The following is an 18,379-nucleotide window of genomic DNA, read 5'->3' on the forward strand; positions in this document are numbered from 1 at the left end:
TTCGGCCGAGCCGAGTCTCAGCATGTCATCCGAAGATTCCCGAGCGGCGCACCGGGTCGGCGAGCACGTCCCGGATCAGCATGCCCAGATCCGCGTCCGTCGCCACCGGGTGATATCGCACCTCGCACTGCGGAGCGCCTGCGACCATCACGGACAAGCGATGGAAGCCGTGCTGCGTGCGCTCCCAATGCACCTCCGCGCCCAGGCGATCCAGTTCCAGAGCCTGATCGCCGACCCGCAGCACCAGACCGGCCTGGGTGTCCCGATAGAAGATCACCCGCAGCCCATCCAGATCGTCGTACACACCCGCCAGGGAACCCGCACCGGCCGGTGCGGACCGCAGGTCACCGGTGAACGGGTTCAGCATCGCGAATTCGCCGAAACCCGAATGCGAGCGCAGGAAGACACCGCCGCCGGAACCGGACGGACCCGACGCACGCGGGAAACGATTGCCGCCACGCGACCGGCCGCCGTTCACACCCGGCTGCTGCGCTGCGGGCGCACCCGCGGGGCCCGGGAATCCGGGGCCCATTGGCGCGCCGGACGAACCAGCGCCGTTGGAACCGTTGCCCGGGTAGCCATTCCACGCTGGCTGTCCACCGCTCGAATCCGGTATCGCGCCCGGCGGCAGCGTGGGTCCGCCGGGACCGGCCGGAGAACCGGGAAGGTGCGGCAGCCCGCTGTTCGGATGGCCGGGAACCCCGGGCAGAGACGGCGTGCCCGGCTGCTGCGGGTCCTGCCCATGAGGCAGGGTCGGCCGTCCTGGAGACCCACCGGGCGGCTGGGAGGCACCGCCCGGAATCTGGGATGATCCGCCCGGAATCTCGGGGAAATCGCCCGGTTGCTGCGGCGTGCCCGGCAACGGCCACGAATTCCACGGCGGCACTTGACCGTTCGGCGGCAGCTGACCGCCCGGCCAACCCGCACCGGGAGGCGGCGACACCGGGTAGGCCGGGATCGAGGGCACGGGGGGCTGCTGAGGCGTGGGTATACCGGTACCGCCCGGCCACGAGGGCGAGGGCCCACCCGTCGACGGCGGCCCGCTGGGCGGTTGCGGATACGACGGAGGCTGAGGGGGCTGCGGAGGCTGCGGGGGCTGCTGCGCATCCGGCGGCAGGGTCCACGGCGCCGCCTGCTGCGACGGCTGCGGAACGTACTGGGGGAACTCCGGATTGAACGGCCGCGGCGGATGCGGCACATGCGACCGCGAATACGGATTCCACCGATACCCGCCGGACTCGGACTCCTGCCCGCGCTCGGCGTCCGGCTCCGCCTCCGGCCACGCCCCGGAATCGACCTCACCCGACCGCACCGGCATATGACCGGGATCGGCTGCGCCAGAGTCCTTCTCAGCCTTCACGTCGGGGACGACGGGGTCGCTTCCGTTTGGTGACGGGTTCTCTCGGTTGGGCTCGGGCCGGACCGGGTGGGTGGGATCGGTTGGGGTGGAGGTCTTGTCGGTTTCGGGGTTCGGCTGCTCGTGGGAGGGCATTGGCTCGGCGCGGTGGCCGGTGGGCTTGGTTGGGTCGGTGGCATCACCGGCGGGGGGCGTCGGATCGTCCTCGTGCTGAACGGGTTCCGGGGTCGAGCTGCCGTCGGAGCCGGGGTGGGTGGGGTCGTGGGGGGTGGCGGGGGTGCCGCCGGTGGGGCCCTCTTCTTCGGGGCCGGAGGGGGTGGGATCGCCTGGGCGGGGGATGTTCTCGTCGATCCAGCGGGCCAGGGCGTCGGCGCGGTGGAAGGCCTCGGCGGCGGCGTGGAGGTCTTCGAAGGCGGTGCGGCTGCCGGGGCCGTTTTGCAGTGCGGTCTTGCCGCGCAGCTCCTCGAGGGTCGGGGCGAGGGCCTCGGGGGTGAGTTCGGATTCGTGGACGCGGAGGCCGGTGGCCGCTTGGAAGTCGGTGATCGCCAGGCGCAGTGCGGTGTGGGCCGCGTCGCGAGCGGCGGCCGCGCCCTCGTGCGGGGAGACTCCGGCGCGGGCCGCGGCGGCCTCGAGTCGCCGCACCTCGGACGACCACCGATCGGCCGCGGCCTGGGCGGCGTCGACCCGGTCCACGGCGGCCCGCAAGGCCTCGTCGCGGGCCGCGAATTCCTCCGCGCCACTGGGCTTCGGGGCGGCGAGGACCTCGTCGCGGGCTCTGCGGGCAGCGTCGAGTTCGGTTTGGGCGGCGGCTGATTCGCGTCGCGCCGTGTCGATCGGGGACTCGGCGGCACGGGCCTGTTCCCGCTCCTGCTCCTCGTGCCGGGCCAGTAGCTCCTCGAGTTGATGCACCCGCACCGTCGCGGCGCGCGCCGCTTCGATTCGCGGGCCGATCGCGTCGTGTTCCGCCGGTGTCCGGGCGTGGCCGACCGCCTCGTCGAGCGCGTCACGGTATCGCTCGGGCGTGAGCTCGGATTCATCGACCCGGACACCCCGGATCGCGGACTTGCGTTCCGCGAGCGCCTCATCGAGCGCCCGACGAACCGTGTCCGCCGGGGTCTCACCGGGTCGCGCACCGGCCAGCACGGAACTCTCGAGGCCTCGTTCCGCGGCCCGGACCCGGGCTTCGGCGGCGTTGTACCGCTCCGCGGCCCGCTGGAATTCCTCCGCGCGTGCCTGCTGCAACGCGTGCTGCCCCTCGTCGACGGGCAGCCGCCTCAGGTGCTCCATGGTGCCCGGCAGCCGCGACGGCGTCAGGTCCGCGTCGACCAGGGGGCGGCCCGGCGCGGCGTCCAGATGCGGTGCGTGCTCGTCCGGCCGCGCCACCAGCCTGCCCAGCGCGTACTCGCGCATGGCCCGCGCGGTCTCCAGTTCGCTTCGGGCACTGTCGAGTTCGGCCGCCGCCTGCTTCGGGTGCGGCGGCGCGGACTCGGCTTCCGGCGGCGCGGTGGCCCGGTTGTATTCGTCAGCGAGCTGCCGCAATTCCTCGATATCGGCTGCGCGCTGGCGTACTTCGGCCCGCAGCTCGTCGAGCTTCTGGGCGGCCTTCTCGCTGTCGAGGATCTCGTGGGCCTCGATCTTGCCGTCCCGATAGCGCTCGTAGAGCTCCGCCACATGCGCGGGATCGCCGTCCAGCTCCAGGCCTTGCAGACGCGTCCAGACCGACTCTGCATGGGTGATCTCGTCCAAAGGCAATGCCTCGCCGAGGTCTTCGTGCAGGTGGTCGCGCAGATACCCGGGCCCGCGCGGATCGTGGATCGGCAGTTCACCCTCGGCGACGCGGGGATCCCGGCTCGGATCGAAGTGCAGATCGGTGTGGAACGGGTCCAGCGCGGCCAGGCTGTCGGCGTATTCGGCCAGCGCGGCCAGCAGTTCGGGCCGCTCGGCGGAGCGGTGCAGCAGGTCGTTGACCGCGCGCAGCACGGCCTTCGGCTCGACACTGTCGGCGGCCGGGCGCCAGCGATCGGCCTTCTTGTCGTACTTCTCGGCGTACAGCTGCTCGGGATCGACACCGAGCCGTTCGGCCAGCCGGTCGCGGGCCGCCAGGACGGCCTTGTCGCTCTTATCGCTCACGCCGCGAAGGGCTTTCGCGTACTTCAGCAGGTCCTCGACGGCTTGCAGGCGGCGGACATTGCGTACGCCCGGATCGGCCATCGCCTCGGCCAGCCGCTGCGGCGTGAGCTCGGCCGGATCGATGCCGAGGCGGCCCGCGAGCTTGTCCAACAGGTCGTTGAGGCCGTGGTACGACTCGATGGCCTTGGCGGTGGCGATGAAGTCCGCCATGCCCTCGATCTGGGCGGCGTGCAGCGCATTCGCGTGACGCAGGTCCCTGATGGCCTGATCGAGCTCGGCGGGTGTGAGATCGTCGCGGTAGACCACCAGCTTCTTCGCCAGTTCGTCACGCGCCGTGCGCAATTCGTCCACGGTTCGGGTGGGCCGCTCGGGCTCGATCGGCGTCACGGCGGGATCGTGCGGGCGCTCGACCAGCTGCCAGTGGTCGGCGGCGCTGTCACGGGCCAGCAATACCGAGGTGGGCTCGCCGTTCACCTCGAACTGGCGGAAACGCACCTCGGGGGCGGTCTCGCCATAGACGTACGGGCGACCGTGTTCGTCGAGATCGACGCCGCGGATGTCGAGGCGCAGACGGCCGTCGTTGAGCTGATGACCGACCTCGGGATGCTCGGCCAGGTATCCGGCGAGCACCTCCAAATGATCGGTGTCGCCGCGGATTACGGTCAGGCGCGGCGGATCACCGGGCAGAATGCCGATGCCGTGCTGGAGGTTGGCGCCGCCCTGCTCGCGAACCCACGAGCGGGCCGTGTCGTCGGCGATCTCGGTCCCGCGCGCGGTCGCTTCCGCCTCGGCGTGGACATAGTCGTCTGCGGCGTGCGCCAGATCCGCCAGCTGCCGACCGTGCTCGCGCACCGCCATGCGCAGCTCGGCCAGGGTATGGGGCAACCGTTCCGGGGTCAGCTCGTCCAGGCCGACGCCCAGCAGCTGCGCCCAGTTCGAGCGCGCCTCGCGAATCTGATCGCGCAGCACCGCGTTCTGGAAGAGGACCCCCTCCTTGACGTTCAGCAGGTCCTCGGGCGACGGATCCCAGAAGTGCGGGGTGGATTCCTCGCTGTTGCCGACCCGCTCCCAGTGGACGAAGGTGATCGGCGGCGAATCCTGTGCCAGCAGATGCAGTGTGCGGCCGACGCGGGTCCAGAGGCCGATCTTCCGGTTCGGATCGTTGCGGACGGGATCGCTGGCCATCAGCTCGCGCAGCAGGCGGGCCAGCGGATCCTTGTCGTAGAAGCTGATCTGCTTGGAATACGGGATGCGCGCGTCCTGCGCGTTGTAGCGGTCGGCGGCGAGCGCCAGCGCCTCCACCGCACCGGCGCGGCGGATCAGAATGTAGTTGGCCTCGTCGACCAGTCGGCGCACGGTGGCGGGGTCGGCGGTGCGCAGGTCGATGCCTTGGCGCGCAGCCTGTTTCGCCACTTCCCGCCACGCGGCGTCGCGATTGTCGAGCGCGTCGGCGTAGGACTTGGGCAGGGCTTCCCGGGGAGCCTCCGGCTTTGCCCCGTGCGGGATCTGCGGCTCCGCCTCGTGTGGGGTCTGCGGGTCTGCCCCGTGCGGGGTCTCCGGCCCGGCGGTCAGCTCGTGGGCGGGTCGCTCACCGGCGGGCAGTTCGGGGCGCTGCTCGGCACCGACCGGCAGTTCGGCGAATCTCAGCCGCTCGTTCGCCTCCGCGAGCACGTGCTCGTCGACCTCGGTCAACCACGGCTCGTACTCGCCGCCCCGGGTGCGCATCGGCTCCGACACGCCACTGACCTCGTGGACCTTGCCGATCAGTTCCCAGCCGAAGATCTTCGCGTTCTTCAGGAAGGGCCACCGTTCACGCGACTTGAACAGCGTCACAACCTCTTTGACGGGGCGGAACGGATTGCTGTCGTCGTTGGGCTTGACCAGCATGTCGTTGTGGAACCAGACGGCCGCGCCCTTCTCCCAATCGGCGAAGGCCTTGGAGTCCAGGCTCGAACCCGACGGGTACTTCGGGGTCGGATCCATGAATCCGCCGCGCACGAAGTCCCAGAGACGGCGTAGGAACGGCCGCCGGGGCTCCTCCGGCACCGCGGGCGCACGGTCACCGGGCAGGGCCGGACGGGTCGTGCGCTCCAGTCGCGGGGTCCCGTCCGGGTGCTCGCGGACCAGGACATGGATGCGCTGACCGTCGGCCTCCAGCACCAGACGCCGCGGAGCCGCCGGATCCGGCTCGTGGAAGGTGGCCGCCACCAGATCCGCGACATCCTCTGCCCGCCGGAGGGTTTCGACACGCAGCTCGGCCAGCGTCGCGGCGCGGTGCTCCGGAGCCAGCCGTTCGGGGTCGACCCCGAGTAGACGCGCCCACTCGTCGCGCACCTTCGCCGCCTGCGCGCGCTGCCCCGCGTCGGTGGCCGAATCATGGCGTGCCACGGCCTCGGCCAGGGCCTCGATGGCACCGGCGCGCAACATGTTCCGGTACTGCAGCTCACCGGCCGTCGTCGGCAGCCGGTCCTTCGCGACGTCCGCGTCCGAAAGCCCGAGGCGCTCGGCGATATCGCGCCGGAGCTCGTCGAGCGACATGGCCCGCGGTTCCGGGTTCCGGTTGTGCGCGGGCTCCGACCACGGGTCCAGCGGAAGGTGCTCCGGCGCACCGGAATGCGCAGTACCGGAGGGTGTTTCACCGGTCGGGGCCTCGTTGTGCGGCGGCTCCGGCGGCTCCTCGGCCTCGGTCCGCCAGTACTCCTCATCGCCGTAGCGCTCGTCGACGGTGAGCGGGCGGAAGTCTTCCGGGTTCCGCATTGGAGTCGGGTGGTCGCCGGTCTCCGGATCACCGAAAAAGCCGCGCGCCTTGGCCATTTCGGCCAATTCCTGCAGCGAAGCCAGGGGGTCCTGCCGCCTCGACAGCGGCTCGGACATGCCGAGCGCCTCCGCCAGGCGACGCAGATAGGCGTGCTCTTCCGGGAGGCGCGGGCGGGCGTTGTGCTCGACCGGCGCATCCGCCAGGAAATCGGCGATCGCCCGCAGTGTCGGAGAGACATGGGCCGGATTCACCGAGGCCGGAGGCTCCTCGGCCTGCTGTTCCGGGTGGGTGACCTCGAGGGTCTGGGTCTCGGCCTCGTGCGCGGCGACCCCCGCCTCGGCCTCGTTCGAGACCACCGGCTCCTCCACCGTATTGGGCACGGTCGCCTCATGCTCACCCGGCGGCTCCGTCCCCTCATGCTCACTCTGCGGCACGGTCGCCTCATGCTCGCCCTGCGGCGCGGTGGGACCCTCGTCGGGACGGCCACCGGCCATCTCCCAGTACCAGTCGGCGCGGTCGGCGGAAATGCGGGCCAGTAGGTCGGCGTTCTCGGCGCGCAGCCGGGCGAAGCGCTCCTCGGGGCTGCCCGGCACCATGCGATCGGCGATCTCGTGGAGCCACCGCGCGTGCTTGGCGTCCATTCGGGCCGACCAATCGGCCTGCTCGGCCTGCATGCGATCGAACCACGTGTCCGGATCGTTCGGATCGGACTTCGGTCGCAGCAGCGACTCGTCGATCGAATCACCCTCGCCGCCAGCGTGTTCCGGCTCGGACGACGGATTCGGATATCGCCCCTCCTCCGTGCCGGAAGGCTGCTTCGGCCCACCCTTCTCGGGACCGCCGGAATCCCGCTCGGTGGTCTCGTGGCCGGAAGGACCGGAGTTCGGGTCGGTGAGGTGCGGGACGTTGTCCCCGACCCATCGGGCCAGGGCATCGGCGCGGTGGGAGTTCTCGGCGGCGTGGCGGAGGTCCTCGAATGCGGTGGCGCTGCCGGGGCCGTTCTGCAGGGCGGTCTTGCCCTGCAGTTCCTCGATGGTCGAATCGAGCCGGGCCGGAACGAGATCGGATTCGGCCACGTTCAGGCGCGTAGCGGCCCGGAAGTCGGTGATCGCCTGCCGCAGTGCCGCCCGAGCCTCCTCGCGCGCCCGGGCGGCGGCCTCATGCGGGGTGACGGCGGCGCGGGTGTGCGCGGCCCACAACCGCTTCAGCTCCGCCGACCAGCGATCGGCGGCGGCCTGGGCGCGATCGACCCGGTCGAGCGCCGCCCGCAACGCCGTGTCACGGGCCGCGAATTCCTCCGCGCCATTCGGCTTCGGAGCATTCATGAGCAGATCGCGTTCGGTCCGGGCCGCACGGAGTTCACGTTGCGCCGCGGTCGATTCCCGGCGGGCGGCGTCCAGCGGAGACTCGGCCGCGCGGGCCCGCGCCGCGGCGGTCGCCTCGTGACCGGCGATGAGCTCCTCGATCTGATGCACGCGCACCGCAGCATCGTGCAACCGCTGGATGCGCGGCCCGATCTCCGCGTGCTGTTCCGGCGTGCGCGCGTATCGGGTCGCCTCGTCCAGGGCGTCGCGGAAGCGTTCCGGTGTCAGATCCGAGGCCTCGACCCGCACTCCCCGCATCGCCCGATCGCGATCGCGCAATGCCTGATCGAGTTCCCGGCGCAGGGTCTCCACCGGCGCTTCACCGGGCCGCGCACCCGCCATCAGGGACCGGTTCAGCTCGTGTTCGGCCGCCCGGACCCGCGCCTCGGTGGCGTTGTAATGCTCGGCGGCGGCACGCAGTTCGGCGATCCGGGCCTCATGGCCGGGGCGCACCGCATCCGGCATGGGCAGTCGCTCGAGGTGTTCGATGGTGGACGCCAGCCGCTCCGGAGTCAGGTCCTCCGGGCCGATCCGGCGGCCGGGTGCGCCGTCGAGGTGGGGCTCGTGTGCGTCGGGGTGCGTGATGCGGGACAACGCGTAATCGCGACTCTTGCCCGCGCGTTCGAGATCGGTTCGCGCGCTGTCGAGTTCGGCCGCCGCGTCGGCCGGACGGGCCGGTGGGCGCTCGGGCTCCACCGGGTTGGTGATCGCGTTGTATTCCTCCGCCAGTCGCCGCAGTGCCTCGATATCCCGTGCCCGGGCGCGTGCTTCGGCGCGCAGCTCTTCCACGGTCGCCCGCGTTTCGGCGTCGGTGGGGCGCTCGAACTTCTCGATCTTGCCGTCACGGTAGGCCTCGTACGCCTTGGCCAGGCGCTTCGGATCGTCGCCGAGCTCGAGACCCTGCAGCCGCGCCCACACCTCACCGGCATGGGAGAGCTGATCCGAACGCGGTGCCTCACCGATCAATTCATGGTTGAAGGCACGCAGCAGCGCGGCCGCGTCCGGGTCGTGAATCGGCAGTTCGCCCTCGGCGACCCGCGGATCCGACGCCGGATCGAACCGCATCTCGTGGTGATACGGATCGATCGCGCTGAGGCTGTGCGCGTATTCGGTCAGTGCGGCAAGCAATTCCGGGCGTTCCGCCGACCGATGCATCATGTCGTTGATGGCCCGCAGCAAGGCCGCGGGCTCGATGCTCTTGGGATCGGGCCCGAACCGATCCGCCTTCTTGTCGTACTTGTCGGAGAACAGCGATTCGGGCCGGACACCGAGACGCTCGGCCAGCCGATCCCGCGCGGCCAGCGCCGCGGCCTCGTCCACGCCGCGCACCCCCGCCGCGTACTCGACCAGATCCTGAACCGCCTGCAGGCGGCGGACATTGCGCAGGCCGGGATCCGCCAGCGCCTCGGCCATGCGCCGCGGACCCAACTCCGACGGGTCCAGGTTCAAGCGATGCGCGAGCTGCTGCAGGGCACCGTTCAGGTCGTGGAACGACGCGATGCCGTCGCTGCTGCGGATGAAGTCCGCCATGCCCTCGATCTGCGCGGCCCGCAGCGCGTTGTCGAGCTGCATGGCCTTGATGGTGTCGGCCAGCTTGTCGGGGGTGAGGTCCTCGCGGTAGACGGCCAGCTTCTTCGCCAGTTCGTCACGCGCCGTGCGCAATTCATCGAGTGTGCGCGGCAGCGGTTCGGGTGCCTCGTGCGGGGTCGGCGCCTCGTGCAGGGTCGGCGTCTCGGTAGTGCGCTCCTCGACGACCCGCCACGGCTGGGTCGGATGATCGCGCACCGTGGTGGCGGGTATCTTCTCGCCGCCCAGTTCCGGCTCGTGGAAGCGGACCTCGGGCGTGTGCTCGTCCACCACGTGCAGGCGCCCCTGGTCGTCCATGGTGACCAGGCGGAAGTCCAGCCCCAGACGCCCGTCATTGAGCTGACGGCCGACCTCGGGATGCTCGGCCAGATAGGTGGCCAGCACCTGTTCGTGGTCGCCGCTCGCACGAATCACCTGCAGCCGGGGCGGGTCTCCGGGCAGCACCGCGACACCGCGGTCCAGCGTCGCGCCGCCGTGCTCGGCCACGAAGACGCGGGCCGCGTCCTCGGCGAGGTCCTGCGCCGTCTTGCGCACCTCGGCATCGGCGTGCAGGTAATCGTCCACGGCGCGACCGAGATCGGCCACCTGGTCGGCGTGTTCGCGTATCGCCATGCGCAATTCGGCCACAGTGTGCGGCAACCGCTCCGGGCTCAGCTCATCGAGTCCGACACCGAGCAGCTGTGCCCAGTTCGAGCGCTCCTCCCGCATCTGATCGCGCATCAGGGCGTTGTCGAAGAGCACACCCTCCTTGCGCGTGGCCAGCTCCTCCGGCGAGAGATCATCGAAGTTGCGGGCCGGTTCGCCGCCATTGGGGGTGCCGTCCCATTCCAGCGCCGTGAAGTGCGGGTCGTCCGGGCCGATCAGGCCGATCTTGCGGGCGAGCCTGGTGATCGCCCAGTCCTGGCGCGTCGGATCACTGTGCACCAGCTCGCGCAGGAAACGGCCCAGCGGATCCTTGTCGAAGAAGTTGATGCTGCGGCTGAAGGGGACGCGCGCGTCCTCCACGTTGTAGCGCTGCGCTACCTCGAACAGGGCCTCCACCGCGCCCGCCCGGCGCAACAGCACATAGGTCGCCTCGTCGATCAGGCGGCGCAGCGTCGGCGGATCGGCGGCACGCAGGTCGATGCCTTGTCGCGCAGCTTGATTCAGCACCTCTTGCAGGGCCTGATCGCGCAGGTCGAGGCCGTCGGCCAGGGCCTTCGGCAGCACATCGCGCGAACCGCCGGACTCATGTTGGGGTTCGGTCGCCGGATCATGCTGTCCGCCAGTGTGTTCAGCGGAATTCGTGGCGTGGTCGCCGCCGGATGGCAACTGCGGCAGATGCTCTCGCTGGCCGACTGCGGCGGGATCGGTGCCCGGCCCGGCCTCGGGCCGCGCGGCGGGTGCCGGGTCCTCGTTCGAGATACCCGCCAAGCGCAGGTCTTCGGCGGCACGCGCCGCCGTGGCCGGATCCACTTCGCTGAGCCAGGGCTGGTATTCGCCGCCGTCGCGGGTGCGCATCGGCACCAGTTCCGAGGCCGTATCCGCCACCCGCGCGGTGAGCCGGTTGAAGAACGGCAGATCCTCGCGCTGCTTCCAGAAGGTCGCGAACTCCTTGCCCAGGCGGGCCGGGTTGATGTCGAGATGTTCCAGGAAGTCGTTGTGCAGCCAGCCGCCGACCTCGTGGATGATCTCCTTCTGCCCCTTGCCGTCGAGGCCGGAACCCGAGGCGTACTTCGGATTCTGATCGGTGAACCCACCCCTGATGAAGTCCCACAGCCGCCGCAGGAACGGCGGGCGCACGGGCTGCCTGGTGGCGGGAAGGCGGTCGCCGGGGAGCGTCGGCCGAGTCGCGGGCTCCAGATGCCGCACACCGTCCGCGTCGGTCCGGACCGTGACGTGGACACGATCGCCACCGGCTTCCAACACCAGCCGCTGCGGCGCGGAGGGATCCGGCTCATGGTAGGTCGCCGCCATCAGATCGGCGATGTCGGTTGCGCGGCGGAGGGTTTCGGCACGCAGCTCCGCCATTGTCGCCGCCCGATGCTCGGGTGCGAGCCGCTCGGGGTCGACGCCGAGCAGGCGCGCCCACTCGTCCCGAACCTGCGCCAGCTGTGCGCGATGCTCCGGATCGGTCGCCGCGTCATGGCGGGCCGTGGCCTCGTCCAGCGCTTCGATACCACCGGCGCGCAACATGTTCCGGTATTGCAGTTCGCCCGCGGTCTCGGGCAGGCGATCCTTCGCGATATCGGCGTCGGAAAGACCGAGGCGCGCTGCGATGTCCCGGCGGAGCTCGTCCAGGGTCAGGGCGCGGGGCTCACCGGTGTGGTACGCGGGATCCGACCACGGCTCCAGCGGGATGTCGTGCCGCCCGCCGGTGGTGCCGGATGCGTTCTGCTCCAAGTTAATTCGACCGGAGGCGGCCTCGGCCGCGTCGGCCTGGTTCAGGCGATCAGCGATCCCCAGATCACGGAACTCCGCCTCGATCGCCGCCAGTTCACGCGGGTCGACCTCGGATCGCCAGTACTCCTCACCGCCGTACCGCTCGTCGGTGGTCAGCGGCCGGAAGTCCCGCGGATCCCGCATCGAGCCCGGCGGTGTACCGGTCTCCGGATCGCCGAAGAACCCACGCGCCCTGGCCATCTCGGCCAGCTCCTGCAACGAGGCCAGCGCATCCGCGCGCCGCGACAGCGGCTCGACCATGCCCAGCGCATCCGCCAAACGCGCCAGGTAGGCCAACTCCTCCGGCGTGCGCTGGCGCGCATTGTGTTCGAGCGGCGCGTCGGACAGGTAATCGGTGACCGCCTTCAAGGTCGGTGACGCGACCGCCGGATTCACCGAATCCGGCCGCTCCGGCCCCGGCTCACCCTCGGGTAGCGGGGGCTCGCCCTCGAGCACCGGCAACTCCACGGTCGGAGCCTCGGCGATGGGTACGGTGTTTTCGCCAGTGGGCGTGGGATTCTCACCCTCCGCCGGATTCGGCCGGGGCTCCGGTTCGGGCTCGTCAGCATGCGGCGGGACCGGCGGCTCCTTGCCCCCTGAACCGGCACCCGCGTCTCCCGCGGTGGGCTTCTCGGCGGGACCCTCGGGCTCGGGGGTGACGACGGTGGATTCCTCACTCCCACGGGCGAACTCGCTCCGCGGGTCCTCGACGACCGTCGTGGATTCGTCCGGACTTGGTTTCTCCTCGGCGACAATCGTTTCCGGCTCCTCGATCCTGGCCGGACCGGTGGGTCGGGAGATCGCGTCGGGGGGCACGTGGAAGGAGTCCGGGTTGCGGCCGTAGGTCGCCATCTCGTCCATCAGGTGCCAGTACAGGACCTTCGCGGGCTCGGAGGCGCGGTCGCCGTTGTATTCGACGTCCATGAACGCCTCGGCGACGGCTTCCACCGGCTCGAACTGATCCATGGGGCGGCGACCGGGATTCCCGTGCTCATCCTTGGCCGACAGACTGTAGCCGCTGAGCTGGCCCAGGAATTCCTCGAACGCGGCACGGAACTCTTCCCGGCCCAGATCGGCGCGAGTGGTCTCGAAGTAGTCCCGCAGAACCTGCAGCGCGTCGTCGGACGGGCGTCGGTATCGATCGGGGGACGGCTTCCCGGATTCGAAGTCCAAGACGTGGCCGAACTCGTGCACGATCGTCGCGTACACCGGACGCCTGGCGGAATTCGGTGGGTGGAACCCGCCCGGGTCATGGGTGATGGCGTGGAAGTTCTCGAGGCTACCGGCGTGCCTCGCGTTCAGCTGGATCGCCTTGGCGTTCAACAGGTAATTGCCGGGTGTGGAGCGGTCGACGCCCGGATCGACCTGGGCCAGGCGGTTGTCGCCCAGGTCCTTGATCTCGACCCGCTCGAGATTTCGGCCGACCGGATAGCGCCCGAGCATATCGTCGATGGCGCGGGCGAACTCCTGCGCGACGGCCGGATGGACCGTCCCGTCGTCGAAGCCGACGACGTCGATGTTCCAGCGCCGATGAAGCTCCTCGGCCACTTCGGACGGCGACATCGTCGTCCACTCGTCGACCGGATACGCGTCGATCCCAGCGGCATCCTCCCCAACCCTGGCCCATTCCGCGGGCGGCACGTTCTCCGGGCGTGCGGGTTCGTCGGGGCGGGCGTGCTGCTCGATCTGATCGAGGCGGTCTCGCATGGCCTCGTGCCAGTCGGGACGGCCAACCCGCTCGAATTCGGGTGCCAGGGCGTCCAGGCGGGCGCGGATCTCCGCGACCTGGGAACGCGTGAGTTCGTGGTCGTGCCAGACCGTTTCGCGGTTCGGGCCGGGTTCGGCGAACTGGCGGGCGAACTGGCTGATCGGATTGCGGGCCCGCGGATCATTGCCGAAGGCCAGGCTGTGATCGATGCCGATGAGATGGCCGTCGGGGCTGACCATCCAGTTGCCGGGATTGCGATCCGGAATCGCCAGCAGGGCATCGAACAAGCCCATGCGGAGGCCCTCGGGCGTGCCGTGATACAGCAGTGCCGGATTCGGTTCCGCCTCATGGTGATACGCGGCGGTATCGCCCGGCATCAGATCCATGTAGAGGATGTGTTCGTTCGACGGGTCCCGGTAAACGCGGGGCACCTCGACCCCGACCGCCCGGCCGACCAGCGACGCGAGCTCCTCCGCGTCGGCGTGCGCCGGGTTGGTGACCACCTTGCGAATCAGCTCGGTGCCGTCGGCGAAGGTGACCAACTCGACCCGCTCGGCGCTCTTCAGAGCCCCCTCGCTGATCACCTCGACCGAGGCCTCGCCGGACCTGATCGCCTCGGTCACCTCCCGCTCGAACGCCCGCGCCGCCGCGACCGGATCGGGTGTGTGAGCGGGGTTGTCGGCGTGCGCCGGATCCGGAGTGCGGGCGGGAGCCTCCGGATGCGCCGGGTCGGCCGCATGAGCTCGCTCGGCCGCCTGTGCCAGGTCGGCCGCGATGACCGCCCGCTTCAGGTCCTCCATGCCGTGGTATTTCTCCGCGGCGGTGCGCAATCGGTCGAGGGCCGCCTGCGGATCGCCCTTCGACTTGCCGGGCGCGCGACCCTCGAGATCCCGCATGGTGTCGGCGAGTTTGCCTGCGGCCAAGTCGGATTCGGTAACCCGCAGGCCCGTCACCTTGTGCAGGTTCTCGATGGCCTTGCGCACCTCATGGTTGGCCATCAGGTGCGCGCGCTCGATCCGGGCACGCATATCGTCGGGCTGGGTGGAAGCGCCCGGAAGTCCGTGACGCGCCCGGACCGGGTCCAGTCCCTGGCGGGTGCGCTCGCTGAGCGGCTCCACGGCGGTGCCATCGCCTTTGAACAGGATCGCGTGCGTACTCCGGGTCTCGCCGGGCACCTCCGGTGGGAAGCCGTGCTCGCGGCCCGTTGCCGGATCCTTCACGACGATCTTGCCACCGTCATTGACCAGCAGATACGCGTGCGCGCCCACGCCGTGCTCGTCGGCGGGACCGGCGTAGCGGTCGACGACCAGCGCCGACGCCCCGGGGCCCAACTCCCGCAGCCGATCCGCGATCGCCTCATGGCCCTCATAGCCGCGCAGCCTGCCGCCCGCCATGGAGACCACCCGCGCTGCCGACATGCCCTCCGGGCCGACCGGACGTTCCGGCGCCCGGATCGAATCGTTGCCGGTCAGCTGGCGCAGCAGCTTCAGGGCCAGCTCGCCGCTGCGACCGCGGTTCGGGTGCGGGTTCGCCGCGGTGGTCCGGTCCGGCTGCGGCCCAGCCGAATCGGTGTCCTGAGGTGGATGCTGCGACGCCGGATGCTCGGACGGCTCCCGCACGTTTCCCGGATGCGTCGTGGTGCCGTCACCGCGCTCCGGCGGCCCGGCACGCCGCTCGCCGGACCCATCGGACGGCGCGCGCCTGCCCGCCGGTGCGGGACGTTCAGCGGGCCCCGCTCCGGCGTTCTCACGCGACCTTTCGCCACCGACAGCGCGGCGCTCGCCCTCACCGGCATGCGGAATCGGATGGTCTGCCAGTGCAATCGGCGCGACCAGCAGGCCATCCTGCGGCGCACCGTGGTCGGGCCGCTCGTCGCGGTCGTGATCGTGATCGTGCGCAGCTTCACCTGCCTTGGGCGACTCCGTGTCCGGGTGCGCATCGGCGAGACGCGGACGCTCCGGCGTCTCACCGGGGCGCTCGGGCGACCGTCGCGGCTCGGACGAATCATGCACCGACTCAGCATGTTCCGGACGATCAGTGGGTGGCGCATCGCCTTCGACGGTCGGCTCCGACCGAGTGGCTGTCGGCTCCGGCTCGTCATCGTGGCGCGCGTTCCCGGGCTCGGCATTGGCTCGCGTCGAATCCGGTTCGTTCGCAGCACGATCCACCGGCTCCCGCCCGGCCTCTTCACTGCGCGAGTGATTCTCGCCGTCCGCGGGTGCCACCTCGTCACGGCGCGGGCGGCCTTCGGAATCGAGCGGCGTCTCCTCCGACCGTGGACGCACATCGCTCTCGTGCGGCGCGGATTCCTCTGGCCGCAAACCGGTCTCGTCGCGCGACGGGTTCCCGTCACGCGGCGTGCTCTCGTCGCGCGGCGAGGAGGCGTCGGGTCGGGGTTCGGAGTCGTTCGACCTGGGACCGGATTCGTCGGCGATTGCGCCCGAGTCCGGCCGTTGCGACTGTTCGTCGCGCGGCGGCGTGGTGTCTGCGGGCGGTGCCGGTTCGTCGTGAGCCGAGGGGTGTTCGTCACCGGGATGGCGCGAATCCGACTGCTCGGCCGACGGTTCCGAGTCCGGGCGGGCTGCCGGTTCCTCCCGAGCGGCTGCCGGTTCGGTCGCCTCCGGGTGGGCGGCCGGTGCCTCACCGGCGCGATTTTCGGGCTCGGCGGGTGCCGCAGGGTCAGTGTCACGCTGCGGCGAATCGTGGGGATCCGCAGGGGTCTCGGCGGTGCGGCCTTCGTTCTCGCCGAGCGTGGCGGAGTCGTGGGTGGCCGTGGATTCCGGGATGGGCCGAGGCGGAGTTCCGTCCGTACGAGCGTCTGTGCCCTCTCGCAGACGGGAGTCGGTGCCCGATTGTGGGCGGGCGTCGGTGCCCGATTGTGGGCGGGCATCCGTACCAGATTGCGGGCGAGCGGCTTCCGGACGGGCGGTGTCGGGACGGAGACCGGTGGCATCGCCCGCGCGGGCCGGGATCGGGCGTGGGTCGGGGGTCGCGGTGCGAGGTTCAGGGGTCGAGCCACCGTGATGCGATGACGAGGTCGGCGCGGCACCCGCCGGAGTGTTCCCGGCCGGAGACGAGCCGACGGGTACGGCGGGCCGGTCCGCTGCCCCGAGGGGCGCGTTGCCATTCGAGACCGAGAGTGCCGATCCGTTCGAGGCGGGGACAGGGCCGGTCGATGCCGCGGCGATCGGGCTCTCCGCCGATGCGGCGGCCGGGGCCGCGCCCGTCGGCGACTCCTGTGCCGCGGTCGCCATTGTGCTGTGGGCGGGATGCTCGCCAGGACCGGGGTCGGCGGTCGCACCGGAGGCCGTCGCGCTCGAATCAGCCTGTGCCGCAGGGGCGGAAGCATCGCGAGCGCCCACCTCCGCCGCGGGGTCGGAGGTTCGGGAACTCGACTCCGCGGCGGCTTGGGTCGTACGCGTGTCAGCGGCCGGGGCCGCCGCAGCGGTCCGCGAGTCGGATGCGGCAGGGCGCGAGTCTGGTGCAGCGGGGCGGGAGTCTGATGCAGCGGGGCGCGAGTCTGATGCGGTTGGAGCCGAGGTGGACTGGGGCGCGGGACCGTTCTGCTGCGCCACCGGGCCGGACCCACCGGATCCGGTATCTGCTGCGGGGGCGTGGTTTTCGTGCCGACCAGCCTGGACGCCCGACTCCGGCGCGCCGGTGGTTTCGGGAGTCCCCGCGTGTGTCTGGGTACCGTGCGGCTCGCTCGCCGCGCCGATATCGGCCGGAGCATGCGGCTCACGCGGCCCGGACTGGCTGTGATCGGCGGGTCCCGCCGACTGCTCACCCTCGGGCGTGCCGCGGTCGGACTGTCCGCGGCCGTCCACGCTCATGCCGCCGACATCGTGATTCTGCGGATGCTCGGAACTGCCGTCGCCGACATGGTGGGCACCAGCGTCGGAATCCCCTGCGTCACCGGCGAATCCGGTCGAGTGCAGATTGCTGCCTGCGTCGCCGCCACCGGCATGGCCGGAGGCGCCCGGAGTGGTCATGTCGGGCCGCGAACCCACGTTCGGAAGATCCGTCGATACACCCGCCCGCATGCGGGCGACGCGTGGTTCCCAGAAGTTGCTGGCGGCAGTGTGATTCACTCCGGACAGTCCGCCATTGAACCCGCCGCCGGTCAGCATGCGCGGATCGAAATGGGTGAAGGCGTTGCCCATGTTCTTCCAGGCATCGCCCACACCGTGCTGGAACGCGTCGAGGCCGAACTGGGTCACGGTACCGGCCAGGAATCCCGTTCCCGCACCGGCCAATCCGGCGCTGACACCGGTAATGCCCGCGGCGAGGAAGGGCTTCATCATGGAGTTCTCGAACCGCTCGCCCAGCATCTTGCCGACCTTGCCGCCCCCGATGCCACCCGCGGCCGAACTGATCCCGGTGACCGTGATCTTGTTCCAGTCCAGGTCCTTGCGGTGCCCGACCGCCTTCTGATACTCCTCGATGCCCACTTCCTGCAGCAGGCCCAACCCGGCATCCAGCACGAAATGCCGCACCATGAATTTCGCCAGGGTCGAGCCGACCAGCTTCGCGACCTGTCGCTCGATGGCCGCGAGCGCCCGCTTGGCGATAATGCGCACCGCGACCCGGGTAGCGGCCTGCGCTGCCGCCTCCGCGGCCGGAGCGGTGGGCGGGAAGACCCACGCCGCCACCATTTCGGCCGCCAGAATCACCAGCGACGAATAGAACATGAGCTTCGTCGACTCGATCTCGGTTCCGGTGTCGTGCACCGAATCACCGATCTGATCGAAATACTCCGCCAGATCCAGGATCGAGGTGTTGCCGTCCTGCTTCCCGCCAACACCGGCCAGCAGATCGAAGGTCTTGGCCATCGCGTCGCGACCATCACCGTCGATATACGCGGCCAGCGTCGCGTACTTGGCGTCGTTCATCTTCGACACCTGAGCACGCAGATCCTCGGCGCCCTGTTTCCAGTGGGTCGCCAGCTCCCACATCCGGTCTTCGTTGCCCTCGGGCCATTCCACCCCGACGAGCCAGCCCAACCATTCGAGTTCAGGGGGCAGGTAGAGTGCCATCCGGGGCTACCTCACCCG

1 protein-coding gene is annotated in these 18,379 nt (G+C 70.6%); it reads right to left on the reverse strand.

All coding sequences use genetic code 11. The features are described from left to right. Positions 1-25: 25 nt before the first annotated feature. The gene (locus VMT40_RS01815; protein WP_326356240.1) at positions 26-18,361 is read right to left on the reverse strand and encodes a WXG100-like domain-containing protein; all 18,336 of its coding nucleotides are present in this window, start codon (positions 18,359-18,361) and stop codon (positions 26-28) included. Positions 18,362-18,379 lie beyond the last annotated feature (18 nt).

Source organism: Nocardia sp. CDC160 (genome assembly GCF_035818795.1).
GTDB lineage: Bacteria > Actinomycetota > Actinomycetes > Mycobacteriales > Mycobacteriaceae > Nocardia.

Excerpts from the sequence above, each read along its gene's own strand:
- VMT40_RS01815 (WP_326356240.1), bottom strand. The coding sequence starts at position 18,361 with ATGGCACTCTACCTGCCCCCTGAACTCGAATGGTTGGGCTGGCTCGTC.